Origin of the sequence: Duganella hordei (genome assembly GCF_040369125.1) — a bacterium.
GTDB classification, from domain to species: Bacteria; Pseudomonadota; Gammaproteobacteria; order Burkholderiales; family Burkholderiaceae_D; genus Rugamonas; species Rugamonas hordei.
The window spans coordinates 200,612-215,309 of record NZ_BPWI01000010.1; the positions used below are offsets into that span (position 1 = coordinate 200,612).

Annotated in this window: 13 protein-coding genes; 7 read left to right on the forward strand and 6 right to left on the reverse strand. The window is 62.6% G+C overall.

Translation table 11 applies throughout. The features are described from left to right. Positions 1-30: 30 nt before the first annotated feature. The 6 genes from ABWW33_RS22380 to tssK form a co-directional block, all read right to left on the reverse strand. Complete coding sequence (locus tag ABWW33_RS22380; RefSeq protein ID WP_353403807.1) at positions 31-534, reverse strand: Imm72 family immunity protein; 504 nt, start codon at positions 532-534, stop codon at positions 31-33. Positions 535-665: 131 nt separating this feature from the next. Beyond that, entirely contained in the window at positions 666-1,517 is an 852-nt protein-coding gene (locus tag ABWW33_RS22385; protein ID WP_353403808.1) for a hypothetical protein, read from the reverse strand. Further along, on the reverse strand, positions 1,514-2,947 hold the full coding sequence (locus ABWW33_RS22390; RefSeq protein ID WP_353403809.1) for a DUF2515 family protein: 1,434 nt from the start codon (positions 2,945-2,947) through the stop codon (positions 1,514-1,516). The genes ABWW33_RS22385 and ABWW33_RS22390 overlap by 4 nt, the downstream gene beginning before the upstream one ends. A 14-nt stretch (positions 2,948-2,961) precedes the next feature. Continuing rightward, positions 2,962-5,784, reverse strand: a complete 2,823-nt coding sequence (locus ABWW33_RS22395) for a type VI secretion system Vgr family protein (RefSeq protein WP_353403810.1) — start codon at positions 5,782-5,784, stop codon at positions 2,962-2,964. Then, the gene (icmH, locus tag ABWW33_RS22400; RefSeq protein ID WP_176651188.1) at positions 5,784-6,551 is read right to left on the reverse strand and encodes a type IVB secretion system protein IcmH/DotU; all 768 of its coding nucleotides are present in this window, start codon (positions 6,549-6,551) and stop codon (positions 5,784-5,786) included. The genes ABWW33_RS22395 and icmH overlap by 1 nt, the downstream gene beginning before the upstream one ends. 16 nt (positions 6,552-6,567) lie before the next feature. Then, complete coding sequence (tssK, locus tag ABWW33_RS22405; protein WP_353403811.1) at positions 6,568-7,923, reverse strand: type VI secretion system baseplate subunit TssK; 1,356 nt, start codon at positions 7,921-7,923, stop codon at positions 6,568-6,570. A 220-nt stretch (positions 7,924-8,143) separates the two neighbouring features. Here tssK and ABWW33_RS22410 point away from each other — a divergent pair, with 220 nt between their 5' ends. From ABWW33_RS22410 to tssG, 7 genes are read left to right on the forward strand one after another with little or no spacing between them, the layout of a single operon-like run. Continuing rightward, positions 8,144-8,749 carry a tetratricopeptide repeat protein gene (locus ABWW33_RS22410; RefSeq protein ID WP_353403812.1) on the forward strand — a complete coding sequence of 202 codons (606 nt, stop codon included), beginning with the start codon at positions 8,144-8,146 and terminating at the stop codon, positions 8,747-8,749. Positions 8,750-8,766: 17 nt separating this feature from the next. Next, positions 8,767-9,276 carry a type VI secretion system contractile sheath small subunit gene (tssB, locus tag ABWW33_RS22415; RefSeq protein ID WP_176651186.1) on the forward strand — a complete coding sequence of 170 codons (510 nt, stop codon included), beginning with the start codon at positions 8,767-8,769 and terminating at the stop codon, positions 9,274-9,276. A gap of 1 nt (position 9,277) precedes the next feature. Next, positions 9,278-10,759 carry a type VI secretion system contractile sheath large subunit gene (gene tssC, locus ABWW33_RS22420; RefSeq protein ID WP_176651185.1) on the forward strand — a complete coding sequence of 494 codons (1,482 nt, stop codon included), beginning with the start codon at positions 9,278-9,280 and terminating at the stop codon, positions 10,757-10,759. A 44-nt stretch (positions 10,760-10,803) separates the two neighbouring features. Next, the gene (locus tag ABWW33_RS22425; protein WP_176651184.1) at positions 10,804-11,295 is read left to right on the forward strand and encodes an Hcp family type VI secretion system effector; all 492 of its coding nucleotides are present in this window, start codon (positions 10,804-10,806) and stop codon (positions 11,293-11,295) included. Positions 11,296-11,301: 6 nt separating this feature from the next. Continuing rightward, positions 11,302-11,799: a type VI secretion system baseplate subunit TssE gene (gene tssE / locus ABWW33_RS22430; RefSeq protein ID WP_176651183.1), complete on the forward strand. Its 498-nt coding sequence runs from the start codon at positions 11,302-11,304 to the stop codon at positions 11,797-11,799. A 2-nt stretch (positions 11,800-11,801) separates the two neighbouring features. Beyond that, positions 11,802-13,646, forward strand: a complete 1,845-nt coding sequence (gene tssF, locus ABWW33_RS22435) for a type VI secretion system baseplate subunit TssF (RefSeq protein WP_353403813.1) — start codon at positions 11,802-11,804, stop codon at positions 13,644-13,646. Further along, the gene (tssG, locus tag ABWW33_RS22440) at positions 13,610-14,698 is read left to right on the forward strand and encodes a type VI secretion system baseplate subunit TssG (protein WP_353403814.1); all 1,089 of its coding nucleotides are present in this window, start codon (positions 13,610-13,612) and stop codon (positions 14,696-14,698) included. The genes tssF and tssG overlap by 37 nt, the downstream gene beginning before the upstream one ends.

Here is a 14,698-nt window from a genome sequence, read left to right on the forward strand (position 1 = left end):
CCAGCACTCGGATTGTCCTTGCCGCACGTCTCAGCTTTCAGCAAGCACCCAGCGTACTTCGCGGCCTTGGTACAGCGGCAGCTTCTCACCTTTTTGCAGCATGACGCTTGCGTACAGATCAGATTCGACCAGCCATTTTCCGGTGAATGGAACTGTATTTCCGCTCTCCGCCCACACGGTTTCTTTCGGCGCCCAGATGGCGGGGGCCGGAGGCTGCACCTGATCGGGTTTGGTGAAGCGATAATGGGCTTCTTCTTCGGGTACCGTACCGTTGATATAGCGGTCATCTCGCCACAGCAAACGCCATGTCGTATCAAGAGAAAAACTATCTCCGGTACTATGAAAAGTAAATTCGAGTCCTGTCGCAGAGTCGAGCAGTTTGCTGGTTTTGGCGCCGTTCGCGAAATCGTGGCCGACTTTGTTCAGCAGTTCCTTGAAGTCCTTTTCCAAAAAGAAGAACGCTTGCGTTGCGCCACCTGGCAAATATTGTCCGGGGATTTTTTCACCAAATTGTTCCGAAACTGTACCGACCACTGCTTTAGGTCCTTTGCTTCCGGTCAGAGTGTCATTCTAAGAGGAATGGCCCACTTATTTGACCCTTGGCGTCATCACATCTTTCATATTCGGCGGCAGGGGTAGCTGTCGATTGTGTTCATGCAAAGTATTCATCGGTTGACGAGGTGGTCTCCGCGTCGGACAGCATTGGCTTCCAATAGCTGAATGAGTTCATGTCGCGAGGCTAGGTATTTTTGATGTTTCTCCGTGCTTTTCCACCCCTTTTGGTCTTCCTCCTTGAGACTGGCCTGAAGGCGTTGTTCGATTTTTCGCTTCTTGACTGGCAGATCATCAAACTCCATAAAGAAGTTGTAGGTGATGCCGCGGCTGTCTTCGCTGTAGGCGATCTTGAAGGTAGCCAGCACTCCGTCTCCTAACCACTGATAGGACTGCTCAATGCGCATCATGTGTATCCATTCCTCGCGGGTTAGCGTGTAAGCCGGATCGAGAGGGCAAGTGCCAATTTGCTCAAGCTTGCCTTCTGCATTCATGAAAGACGAGCGTCCGCTCACTGCGGGGCAAAATTCATCGATGTAACGTACCCACTTCTTTTTATTCATCTCTGCGATAACACCTTCCGCAAACTGCTTCCCCGCTTCGTGGGAAGCAAAGGGCTTGGTCGAAAATTGCAAAGTGACGTTTTCTACACCCAGATTGTTTTGATTCTTTTCATCGGCATACATCGTTAATGCAAACAGCGGCGAAAAGCTGACTTCATATCCATCGCGGACATAGCGCGCTGGAACATCAGCCGGAATGTCGTTGACGCTATAAGAAATATAGCCGTCCACGTTGGCTGTGCTGTACTTAGGGACGCCGGATTTGCGCGCCGTCTCCACAATGTTAGTTTTGAGCTCGAATTTAATTGCTGTCATGTCTTTATCTCTGAATAAAAAAAACAGTACGACTGCGGTTGCTACCAACGCCGTTGCAGCTAAGCCGAGCTTGATCAAATTATTCATGCGTCGAGCCACCCTTGGATTTTCCGCAACTCACCGTCCATGTAGCTCCGTCTTTCATCCATCAAGCGGTTGAAGTTACGTGCAATTTGCCCCACAAATTCCATGCGATCTTTCTGGTTCGGCAGGCTTTTCACTTTGCTCTTGAACCGGTCGCACAACCCTGTCGGAGCATCGAAAACCGCTTCGAGGCTGGGATCCTTATTGGCGGGTGCAAAGCTGTATATCACCTTGAACTGCGGTGACAGCCATCCGCCCGTCATTCGGCTAAAACGGTGATTCATATCCATTGTGGCCGTTAAAAAAGCGTCGTTGTAAATCAAAGGTTGGAGAACATTAATCTGTTCTTGCTCCGCAATGGCGACAAGTTCCAATTTTTGAAAAGATTTTTTTTCTTCCCTATCGCCGGACGCGTGGCCCTTTACCATAAGCTCATACGCGCGGCTCACCGCAGCGGTGCCGGCGAAATGGCGACATTTGGTAAGTGCCGCCAGTGCTGCACGATCTTCGGCAACGCGTTTGAGCTCAGTGTGCTCCGCCTCCATGATGTAATACGCTTCTTGAAATTTCCCCCAGTATTTGGACGGTGGCGTACGGTAGCCGTTGTCGTACTCTTTAACATGAGTACGACAGTACCGGTGGGCGGAAAATTCCGCAGCCACCTGTTGACCGTAGCCTTCGCCACTACTCCATACTGGTGCTGAGTCGAAGTATTTCTCTGCCGCTTTGAATACAGGATCATCAGATAGGCGTTGCTTTAGGCGATCAAGCCAATGCGGCCCGAATGGCAATTCTTCGACGGCTTCTTTAGAGGCGATCTGGAAGGTATCCCAGTCCCTTTCGGCTTGGCACGCTTCAATTCGTTTCTTGTTCAGCGAGCCGTCAGCATTGATGCCGTATTCCAGGAAAAACCATAGCCAAGGATGGATATCCATGAAAAGCCATAGATTTCCTTTCGCTAGCGCTGCGTAAGTACGCAAGACGTGCTGGTATGGGGAGTCGCCGCTCATGGCTAAACTACCAATGTCCGCTCCCACATTGTTGCGTGCAATGCTCGCGGCACTGTTCCATTCACGCTGCAGTACTTCTTCACGCGAAAAACGATACGCCTCCACGATATCCTTGACTACAAATGCGGCTAACGCCGGCCAGTAAAATTGAAGCTGACCTTTGGATTTTTCGGCACTCTTAAAATAGAGATCCGCATAGTTTGCCGCTATGCGTTTCGCTCGCCGTTCCGGGTCTTGTATCAACCTGTAGCAACCGTCGCTCAGGCTTTTATCGCTCACTGCGATCAGCGCTGCTTGCTGTGCAAAGGACCATAGGTGCCGATACTCGACCTTGGCATCATGTTGCGATCCCTGCGTAGTGTTGGTCGTGCACTGTCCCAAAACTTCCAGAGAAACTCCGTTGTCGGCTGCTGTGTTGGTCATGATTAATCAGATTTCTACTTGAACTTAAACACTGCATAGCGCAAAGCGTATTCCAGCGGCTCGGCTTTTTTTGTGCTCAGTCGTTGGAGTGGACCCTCGATAGGGGTGGTGTCGATGAGCTTTTGCTGCTCGTTGTCCTTGTTTGCGACAACAAAAGGCAATTTGGAGATAGGTACTCCATGTATGTCTTTGTAGACTATCTGTTCGTCGAAATTTGTCAGCAATGTTTTTCCGATAGGGACAATAGTGCCGACTGTATCCGGCAGACCGCCGAGTTCCGTTGAGGAGCTACTACCGCCATCAAAAATATGCTGCCCACCCTTTACAGTGAAATTACCCGGGCAAGCAAACGTGATATCTCCGCCCTCGAGCGTGATCGACGATTGCCCGGCCTGCAGCACGATCTTTTGATTGGCCTTGATCTCGATAACATCGTTGACCGAAATTACCTTGATCGACTTGTCCGCCAAAATCTCCAGCTGGTCGGTATGCGCCTGCAGCGACACCGGGCCGTTGGCGGCGATGGCCTGGATGCCGCCGGCGTGGCTGAAGTAGCCGGCCGCGTTGGCCGCCACCGACGACAGTGTGTACGCCGCCGTCATATGCATATCGCCCTGCGTGGTCCAGTGCAGCTGTTCGCCGGCGAACAGCACGGTCGATGCCGGCGTGGCCCAGTTGATGCTGGCCGGAGCGTCCATCAGCACCAGCGGGTCGGCGAACTTTTCCACCGGCTGCGCCGCGTCGAGCTCACGCGCGCCGCCGGGCGCCTTGCTGGCCTGCTGGCCGTTGAAGGCGCCGTCATGCTTGCCCTTGTCCGTGGGATCGATGCGCGACAACAGCTCCTGCTGCGCCTTGGCCGCATCGGCGCTGGTGAGCGCGGCCTGCTGCCTGGCCGCGTCGCCCAGCACCTTGCCCAGTTCCTGCGCCGCTTGCAGCGACTTGACCGCTTCCGCCGCGTCCATCTGCGTCGATGCCACGCCGCTGCCTTGCGCGACGCGCGCGCTGGTGGTCAGCAGCACGCCTTCGCCGCCGCGCAGCACGGCCCAGGCGTCGGTGCGCAGCTCGAAGCCGGCGCCGCGATAGGCGCCGCGCTGCGCGCTGCCGGCCGACTGCGCCACCAGGTAGCCCAGATTCAGCTGCGTGGCCGCGCTGCTGGTGGCCAGCCGCGTGCGCACCTGGCCCGGCGTGTCGTCCAGCTGCCACTGGTTGTAGCCGCCGCCGTCGAAATTGTGGCTGTGGATGCCGGACAGCGTGCCCGCATGGTTGGCGCCCGAATCCTCGCCGGCCGCATACGGCGGCTGGTCCGAGCCGGTGTACAGCTGCGCCACCACCAGCGGCCGGTCCATGTCGTTGTCGATGAAGTCGACCAGCACTTCGGTGCCGATGCGCGGCGTGAATTGCGAACCCCAGTTCGGGCCGGCCAGCGCTTCGGCCACGCGCACCCAGGTGCCGCTGCTGTCGTCGCCGGGCGCGCTACCCTTGGCGTCGGTGTCGTGCCCGATGCCGCCGGCGTTGGCGCCCTGGCCGCGCTGCCAGGCGAACTGGATGCGCACCTGGTGGTCGCGCGTGGTGGTGGCCACCGCGTCGGCGGCGCCGACCACGATGGCGGTCTGCGGCCCCAGCGCGGTGGCCGCCTGCGGCGCGGCGATCGCGCGCGGGACGACGGCGACGCTGGCGCGCACGCAGCCGAAGCTGTTGCGGTAGGTGCCGGCCTCGATGGCGTCGGCGCCCGGCGCCTTGCGCACTTCGGATTGAAAATTATTGCGCGCCTCGTGCCGCACCCACAGCACGGTGAAGCGGTTGTCGTCGGCGTAGCGCTCGTGCTGGGTCAGCGCGAAGGCGTGGCCGGCCGCCAGCTGGCGCACCGCGCCTTCGCCCTCGAACACCTTGTTGTCGAGTTCCAGCGCCTGCAGCATCAGCTGGCTGTACTGATCCGGCTCGCCGCTGGCGCTGGCGACGCGCTCGCCGCCGCCGTCGTACACGGGCAGCGACGGCAGTTCGCCCGCGTCCAATGACGACTGCTGTTCCGCGCCGGGCGCCAGCAGCTGCGCCGGGTCCCAGCTGCTGATACCGACCGCGTTGGCCCGCACCTGGCGGCGCGCGGCAAAGCGGTCGATGGCGTCGGCGCTGTCGGTGGCGCGCACGCCGTGGAAGCGGATCTCGGCGTCCCCAGGCATGTCGGGTGCCTCGGCCTTGCTGTCGAAGATCACCAGCCGGTGTCTGGCCTGGCCGTCCGCGCTTTGCCCATCCGCCTCGGCCTGGTCGTGCTCGAAGCGCCAGCTCAGGCCTTCGGAGGCCAGCAGGCGCTGGAAGAATTCCAGGTCGCTTTCGCGGTACTGGGTGCACACCGCGCGCGGCGCCAGCGTTTGCGTGACGTCGAATTCAAAGCGTAGTTGCGGATAGTCGGCCAGCAGTTCGGTGACGATGTCCTGCGCGTTCTTGTCCTGGAAAATATAGCTGTCGCGGCGCAGCCGCAGCAGCGCCAGCGCCGGCTCCAGCAGCAGGCGGTAGCGCGCCGTACCACCGTCCGCGCCCAGCCAGGCGGCTTCGGTGCAGATGCCGTGCCACGCGCGCCGGCTGCCGTCGGCCTGCAGCAGCGTGACGGTCAGCTCTTCGCCGATGAACTGCTGCAGATCGAGGTCGGTGGAGGTGCTGAGCGCATCGACTTCGAACGCATACAGCTCATTGATCCCTTCGCGTCCGGCGAAGCGCTCGGCCACCAGCGCCTGCGGCAGCGACGAGTCCTGCGCGCTGGCCAGCGTCAGCAGGCGCGCGTGCTGGCTCAAGCCGGTGCCGAACAGGCCCAGCGCCGACGGTATCAGCGAGGCGATGTCCATTACGGCAGCGTGATGGTCAGGTTGGCCTGGCGCGGGGCCAGCTTGACGATGTCGTTATAGGCGGCCACGCGCTGTTCGGTGCCGTGGTCCAGCGAGGTGCGCAGGCCGATGTAGCCGAGCACGCAGATCAGGCCGAACACCGAGCACAGTACCCACAGCGGCAGGTCGCTGCGCAGCTTGTGGACGATCTGGTCGGGCCGCTCCGCATGCGGCGCGAAGCCGCCGCGCTTGCCCTTCATGTGGGCGATTTCCTCGCCCAGGCGCGCCGTCAGGTAGTTCAGCTTTTCCGAGCCTTCGAGGATGTAGCGGCCCTGGAAGCCCAGCAGCAGGCACATATGGTAGACCTCCAGCGCCTGCAGGTGGGCGCTGCCGCGCGCGCGCAGCGCTTCGAGCCGGTGGAAGAAGTTTTCGCCGGCCAGCTGCTCGCCGAACAGCGCCAGTTGCAACGGGCGCCGTTCCCAGGCGTCGCGGATCGAGAAGGTCGAGCGCAGGATGATTTCGTCGACCGCCGCGCAGAACGCGTACTTGGCGGCGTCGACGTCGTCCGGCGAGGCGCCGTGCTTGCGCGCGCCGCGGCCGAAGTCGTCGAGGAACTGCGTCATCTTCTGCGCGAACTCGGCGTTCTGCTGCGGGCCGTTGCCGTTCTTGAGCATGAACAGCGCGTAGAAGCCGTCATACATCAGGTCGAGCAGGGTTTGCGGCGCCGTATGGCCGGCGGCGGACGGCGGCGCGGCGCCCATCAGGGAAGGTGCGGTGGCGGTATTCATGGTGACTAACCTCGGTTCAGGATGTGACGGCGACCAGGTCCAGCTTCAGGTCGTTCATGCCGCCGGGGACGTAGATGGAAATCGACTGGGCCTGCAGCATGCGCTCGTACATCTGGCCCTTGGCCTCGATGGCGAAGTAGCAGGCGTCGGGGCGCACCGGCACCGCGGCCGGCACCTGCGGCGCGTGCTGCAGCCGCACGCCGGGCATGGCCGACAGCACGAACTTGTCGACGTCGTCCGGCGCGCCGACCTTGAAGCGCAGCGGCACCACGTCCACCAGTTCGCTGGCCGGCATGGCGGCCGAGACGGCGATGTAGAAGGTGGTCTTGTCGTCGATCTTGCCCGAGTCCAGCATGCCGTGGTGGTACGAAGGCTTGACCTCGCGCAGCGCGATGGCGAAGTAGCGCGACGAGATCACGGTGTCGAGCAGCTCGCGGATGATCTGGTGCAGCGTGGCGAAGGCGGGGCCGGCGTCGGCGTGCTGGTAGGCCGGCAGGTCGGCCAGGGTCCAGCTTTTGGAAAAGGTCATCAGCGCGCCGGCCAGGCTGAGCAACTGCTCGTACAGCCGCTCCGGATGCAGCGCCGGGTGCTGGAAGTAGTGGGTCAGCGAGGCGAAGGCGGAACTGGCCGTGTGCAGCAGCCAGAACGAGGACATGTCGCCGGAGCGGAACTCGATCACGTGCTTGCTCGGCTCGCGGTGGTGGCCGTACAGCGCGCTGACCTTGGCCTGCAGCGCGTCGAGCAGGCGGCGCAGCTGCAGGAACAGCAGCGGCGCGCTGCGGATGGTCAGGCTGGGCGGCACGAACGCCGCGTCCAGCTCGAAGCCGCCGGTGGCCGCGCGGCGCAGGCGCAGCAGCGGGAAGTGGGTGTACGAGTCGCGCGGCTCGAACTCCGACACCAGGCGCAGCGTCTTCTTCAGATAGCTCAGCTGGGCCGGCGCGGCGTGCGTGTACAGGTCCGGCGTGTCGGCGTTGTGCTGCTGGTAGCGCACCGCGCTGGCGCCGGTGCCGGCCGCACGCTCGCTGCCGTCGCCGAAATTGCCGCCAAAGGACTTGAAGGCGGGCAGGGCGGCGTAATAGGTGATGGTCTGCTGCGACTGCTGCAGCTGGCCCAGGTCGACCGCGTCGGGCAGGTCGTCGGCGCCGGGCGCGTCGTAGAACTCGCCATCCTGGAAGCGCAGCGACAGTTCCAGCAGGCGCAGGCTGTTGTTGGCCAGCGCGTCGCGGTCGATCTGCAGCTGGTTGACGCCCCAGGCGTAGGGATGCAGCGCTTGCACGCTCTGCAGCAGCCGCTGCTCGTGGTAGCGGTCCTGCTGCTGGAAGTGTTGGGGCCGAAGGAACAGTCCCTCGCCCCAGAGAATTTTGCTGCTCATGCTATGGCGCGTCCTTTTTTTCGGTCTGTTACATATTTGTTATTTGTAAAGTAGCAGAACAATAACATTTCTTTTTTTAAAGAGGCGCACGGCTGTGTTTGTACCGTGCGCACGGTTGAATTCAATTGAACGCGGTCAATAATAAATTTCTGATAACGTGGCGCCAGTTGCAGAAATTGTTAATTAAATATTGTTTTTTGATATCGAATTTGAGGCTAGCATGACAACCCAACATACCCTCCGCCGCATCGGCCAGCTGGCTGGCGCCGTCGTCTGCGTGGCGGCGCTGAGCGCCTGTACCACCGCCCCGGTGGCGCCGCAGGCGGCGGCCAAGCCGGCGCTTCAATCGATGCTGGCACAAGCCGGCGCCGCCTCCAGCGCGGGCCAGAAGGAGCAGGCCGTTACCCTATGGAAACAAGCGGCGGTCGCCTATCCGGCCGATAAATCGCCTTGGCTGAGCATCGCGCAGACCCGCTACGAGGCCGGCCAGTACGGCGACGCCATCATCAACGCCCAGGAAGTGCTGGTGCGCGACCCCAACGACACGCTGGCCAATAGCATCATCGCCATCAGCGGGCTGCGCCTGTCGACGCGTTCGCTGTCCGACCTGAGCCGCCAGAACAACCTGTCCGGCTCGATCCGCACCGAATCGCAGGACCTGGCCAAGCTGCTGCGCGAGAGCCTGGGCGAGAACGTGCTGGTGCCGCCGGCGCCGGCTCCTGTGCAACAGGCCGCCGCGCCGGCGCGCGGCAAGGCGGCCGCCAAGAAAGGCCGCGCCAAGCAGCAAGACGAGGCCAGCGCCGATCCGTTCGGCGCCTTGAAATAATCGAAGAGGGGAATCTCATGTCCAAAAGCGTAAGTGTGCAGAAGAAGCTGCAAAAAATCCGCCCGCCACGGGTGCAAATGACCTACGACGTTGAAATCGGCGACGCCATCGAGAACAAGGAGCTGCCGTTCGTGATGGGCGTGGTCGGCGATTTCGGCGGCAATTCGGAAGTCGAGCAGAAGCGGCTGAAGGAGCGCAAGTTCGTCAACATCGACCGCGACAACTTCGACGAAGTGCTGAAGGGCGTGGAGCCGCGCGCGGCCTACCGCGTCAAGAATGAGCTGAGCGGCGAAGGCGGCGAGTTCGCCGTCGACCTCAAATTCAAATCGATGGACGACTTCCGTCCGGAGTCGGTGGTGCAGCAGGTGGACCCGCTGCGCAAGCTGCTGGAGGCGCGCACCAAGCTGGCGGACCTGCGCAACAAGCTGGCCGGCAACGACAAGCTGGAAGACATCCTCAACGACGTCCTGCACAGCACCGAGAAGCTGGCCCTGCTGGGCCAGCAAACCGACAAGAAGGAGGACTGACATGTCCGCACAACTGACCCCGGGCGGCGCGCCCGCCACCACGGAAATGGCGCTGCTGGACCAGATCGTCGAGCAGAGCAAGGTCGCCAAGTCCAGCGTCGAGCACGCGCGCGCCAAGGACCTGATCTCGGAACTGGTCAGCCAGGTGATGGACGGCACCGTCGTGGTGTCCGACAACCTGGCCGCCACCATCGACGCCCGCGTGGCGGAGCTGGACCGCCTGATCTCGGCGCAGCTGTCGGCCGTGATGCACGCGCCGGAATTCCAGAAGCTGGAAAGCAGCTGGACCGGCTTGAACTACCTGGTCAAGCACACCGCCACCGGCCAGAACCTGAAGATCAAGATGCTCAACGCGACCAAGAAGGAGCTGGTCAAGGACTTCCAGAGCGCGCTGGAATTCGACCAGAGCACCATGTTCCGCAAGGTCTACGAGGAGGAATTCGGCACCTTCGGCGGCGCGCCGTTCGGCGCCCTGATCGGCGATTTCGAGATCACCCGCCAGCCGGAAGACATGTACTTCGTCGAGCAGATGTCGCACGTGGCCGCCGCCGCGCACGCGCCGTTCATTTCCGCCGCCTCGCCCGAGTTGTTCGGGCTGGAGAGCTACAGTGAGCTGGGCAAGCCGCGCGACCTGTCGAAGGTGTTCGACACCGTCGAATACGCGAAGTGGAAGTCGTTCCGCGAATCCGAGGACTCGCGCTACGTCGGCCTGACGCTGCCGCGCTTCCTGGGCCGCCTGCCGTTCAATCCGGCCGACGGCGCCACCGTCGAAGGCTTCAACTTCGTCGAGGACGTCGACGGCACCGACCACCAGAAATACCTGTGGTGTAACGCCGCCTACGCCTTCGGCACCAAGCTGACCGCGGCCTTCGAGGACTTCGGCTGGTGCGCGGCGATCCGCGGCGTCGAAGGCGGCGGCCTGGTGGAAGACCTGCCGACCCACACCTTCAAGACCGACGAAGGCGAAGTGGCGCTCAAGTGCCCGACCGAGATCGCCATCACCGACCGCCGCGAGAAGGAATTGAGCGACCTCGGTTTCATCTCGCTGGTCCACTGCAAGAACACCGACTACGCCGCCTTCTTCGGCGCGCAGTCGGCGCAGAAGGCCAAGAAATACTCCAGCGACGCCGCCAACGCCAATGCGGTGCTGTCGGCGCAGCTGCAATACATCTTCGCGGTATCGCGCATCGCCCACTACATGAAGGCCATGATGCGCGACAAAATCGGCAGCTTTGCCGCCGCATCCAACGTCGAGGACTTCCTCAACCGCTGGCTGACCCAGTACGTGCTGCTGGACGATAACGCCAGCCAGGAACAGAAGGCCCAGTTCCCGCTGCGCGAAGCCTCGGTGCAGGTGTCGGAAGTGCCGGGACGTCCGGGCGTGTACCGCGCCGTGTCGTTCCTGCGCCCGCACTTCCAGCTCGACGAATTGTCTGTTTCCCTCCGTTTGGTCGCGGAGCTCCCGGCATCGACCAAAAACTAAGTCATTGCATCTCGCAATAACATCAACTCATTGAAAGGATTACTATGGCTATCGACGTTTACCTGCAAATCGACGGGATCAAAGGCGAATCGGCCGACACCACCCACAAGGATTGGATCGAGTGCCAATCGGTCCAGTGGGAAGTGCTGCAACCGAAATCGGCTACGGCCTCCACCGGCGGCGGCCACACCGCCGAGCGCACCGAGCACAAGGACATCGTCATCAGCAAGCTGGCCGACCTGGCCACGCCGCTGCTGCTGCAAAACTGCTCGTCGGGTAAAACCCTGGCAAAGGCAAAGCTGGAATTCCTGCGCGCCGACGGCCAGGGCGACCGCGTCAAGTACTTCGAGATCGAACTGGAAAATGTGCTGATCTCCAGCGTATCGCCTGCTGTCGCACCAGGCAATATCCTGACCGAAGACCTGGCGCTGAAGTACTCCAAGGTCAAGTGGAAGTACACCCAGCAAAAAGTCGGCGGCGGCTCCGGTGGTAACACCTCCGGCGGTTGGGACCTGTCGGCCAACAAGACTGCTTAAGCTGGAATGAAAGGATTTACTCCGGGTTTGTTCGATCGCCTGATGGACGCGCCGCTCAACGGCAACGCCAGCGGCACCGTGCCGCGACAGTCGATCGAGGACCTCAAGGATTCGGTGGCGCGCGATCTCGAAGCGCTGCTGAACACCCGGGCCGTCATCCCGGAGGATCTCCTTAAACGCTTTCCCGAATGCGGCCGCTCGATCGCGACCTACGGCCTGAACGATTTTGCCGGCCTGTCGCTGTCGAGCACGGACGATCGCGCTTTCATCTGCCGCAGCCTGGAAAGGGCGATCGCCCGCCACGAGCCGCGCCTGCGCAATGTGCAGGCGTCGCTGGAGTTGCGGGCGGACGCCGTCAACCGGCTGAATTTCTCCATTACCGCGCTGCTGGTGGTCCACAGCGCGCACGAACCTGTTAACTTCGACGCCGTCCTGCAGCCCTCAAGCCTGCATTACACCATCAGCAAAGCGCGCCGCGTGAGCCCGACACCGCTGGGAGCCTGAGATTGGAACAATTATTACCGTATTACGAACGGGAGCTGGGATTCCTGCGCCGCTATTCGCGCGAATTCTCCGAACGCTACCCGAAGATCGCCGGCCGTCTGCTGATCGCCGGCGAGGTGTGCGAGGACCCGCACATCGAACGCATGATCGAATCGTTCGCGCTGCTCAATTCGCGCATCGCCAAGCGGCTCGACGACGACTACCCTGAATTTACCGAAGCACTGTTCGAGGTGCTGTATCCGCATTACCTGCGGCCGTTTCCCTCGTGCTCGATCGCGCGCATGGACTTCAGCGGCGCCGCCGCGCAGCTGACCACCGCCAGCGAGATCCCGCGCGGCACGCAGCTGACCACGCGGCCCGTGCGCGGCGCCACCTGCACCTTCCGCACCGCATATCCGGTCACCGTGGCGCCGCTGGCGCTGACGGCCGCCCACTTCGCCGCCATCATCGCCGCGCCGGAAGCGCTGCGGCCGCCGCAGCAGGCCACCTCCAGCATCAGCCTGACCTTGTCCAGCACCGCCGAGCAGGTCACGCTGGCGCAACTGGGCCTGGGCCGGCTGCGCGTGTTCATCGACGGCGAGCCGTCGTTCTGCGCCGCGCTGCGCGACGCGCTGTTCACCCGCGCGGTGGCGGCCTACGCCGAAGCGGACGGCAATGGCCGCTGGACGCCGCTGCACAAGGTGCCGGTGTCGCCGGCCGGCTTCAGCGAGGACGAATCGCTGATCGATTTTTCCGCGCGTTCGCATACCGCCTACCGGCTGCTGACCGAGTATTTCTGCTTCCCCGAAAAATTCAACTTCTTCGACATCGACCTGCACGCGATCGCCGGCGTGCTGCCGGCCGGCTGCAAGTCGGTCACGCTGCACCTGGCGCTGTCGGGCATGCGCACCGACTCCAACCTGGCGCGCATGCTGTCGACGCTGTCGACTAACAACGTGCTGCTGGGCTGCACGCCGGTGGTCAACCTGTTCCGCCAGCGCGGCGAACCGATACGGCTGACGCATGCGTCGGCCAGCTACCCGGTGCTGGCCGATGCGCGCCGCGCCTTCGCCTATGAGGTGCAGGCCATCGAGTCGGTCAAGCTGGTGCGGCAGACGCCGCAGGGCGAGTCGGTGCAGGAGTTCCGGCCGTTCTATTCGCTGCGCCACGGGCAGACGCCGGAAAAGAACGGCCACTACTGGGTGGCCCGGCGCGACGAGGACATCGCCGGCAAGAGCCCCGGCTACGAAACGCAGATCTCCATCGTCGACATCGACTTCGATCCGGCCGAGGTGGAAACCGACACCCTGAGCCTGGAGCTGAGCTGCACCAACCGCGACTTGCCGGCTTCGCTGAGCTATGGCATGCGCGGCGGCGACCTGTTCCTGGAAGGCGGATCGAGCGTGCGCGCAATCAGCTTCCTGCGCAAGCCGACGCCGTCGTACCGCTTCGAACGCGGACGCGGCGCGCACTGGCGCCTGATCTCCCATTTGTCGCTGAACCACCTGTCGCTGACCGGCGGCGGCCTGGACGCCTTCCGCGAGATGCTGACGCTGTACGACCTGCCGCGCTCACCGTCGTCGCAGCGGCAGATCGGCGGCATCGTCGCCGTCTCGCACAAGGCGGCCAATACCTGGCTGCCGGGGAACCCGTTCGCCTGCCTGGTGCGCGGCATCGAAGTCACGCTGACGGTGGACGAGGAAGCCTTTGTCGGCAGCGGCATCCACGCGTTCGCGCAGATTGTCGAGCGCTTCCTCGGCCTGTACGTGCACGCCAACAGTTTCGCGCAGCTGGTCATCAAGTCGGATAAAAATGGAGAGGAACTGCTGCGATGCCTGCCACGAAGCGGCGATTTGAGCCTGCTGTAATCGAGCGGCTGTTCGCGCAGCCGCAGCGGTTCGAATACTTCCAGGCGGTGCGCCTGCTGGAGCTATGGCTCAAGCGGAATGGCGCGCCGCAGGAGGGCGCGGTGGCGAACTTCCTGCGCTTCCAGAATTCGACCTCGCTCAGCTTTCCGGCCAGCCAGCTGGAGTCGCTGCAGCCGGAACCGCGCGACCTGCCGATCGATGCGTCCAGCCTGGGCGCGGCGCTGCAGTCGGCGCAGCTGCGCTACATCCGCATCACCCCGGCCTTCATGGGCTTCCTGGGCACCAGCGGCACGCTGCCGGCGCACTACACCGAACGGATCGCCGCGCATGCGCTGTACCAGAAGGACGACGGCCCGCGCGCCTTTCTCGACACCTTTTCCAGCCGCGCGCTGGCGCTGTTCTATGAAGCGTGGCGCAAGTACCGGCTGGAACTGAAGTACCAGATCGACGGCAAGGACGGCTTCCTGCCGCTGCTGCTGTCCTTGGCCGGCATGCACCAGCCGTCGCTGCGGCAGCGGCTGTCGGACGACGGCGACGGCGTGCTCGATGAGTCGGTGGCTTATTTCGCCACGGCGATGCGCCAGCGTCCGGCGTCGGCGGTGCAGATCGCGCGCGTGCTGTCGGAGTACTTCCGTCAGCCGGTGCGCGCCGAACAATTCATCGGCTGCTGGTACGACGTGCCGGGCAGCCAGCAGACCACGCTGGGCATGGCCAACGCCGTGCTGGGCGGTGGCGCGATGGCGGGCGAGCGCGTGTGGCAGCGCGACCTGCGTCTGCGCCTGGTGATCGGTCCGCTGGACCGGGAAGGCTACGAATCCTTCCTGCCCGGCGCCAAGGCGGCGCTTGCGCTGGAGAGCATGCTGACCATGTTCACCGGCCTGACGCTGGAATACGAGGTGCAGCTGGTGCTGCGCGCCGAAGACGTCGAAGGTGCGCGCCTGGACGAGCAGGGCAGCGGTGGACGCCTGGGCTGGGACAGCTTCCTGGTCACGGAGGCGCAGCAGCACGACCGCAGCGACGTGCGCTACGAAATACACGCAATGACATCATAA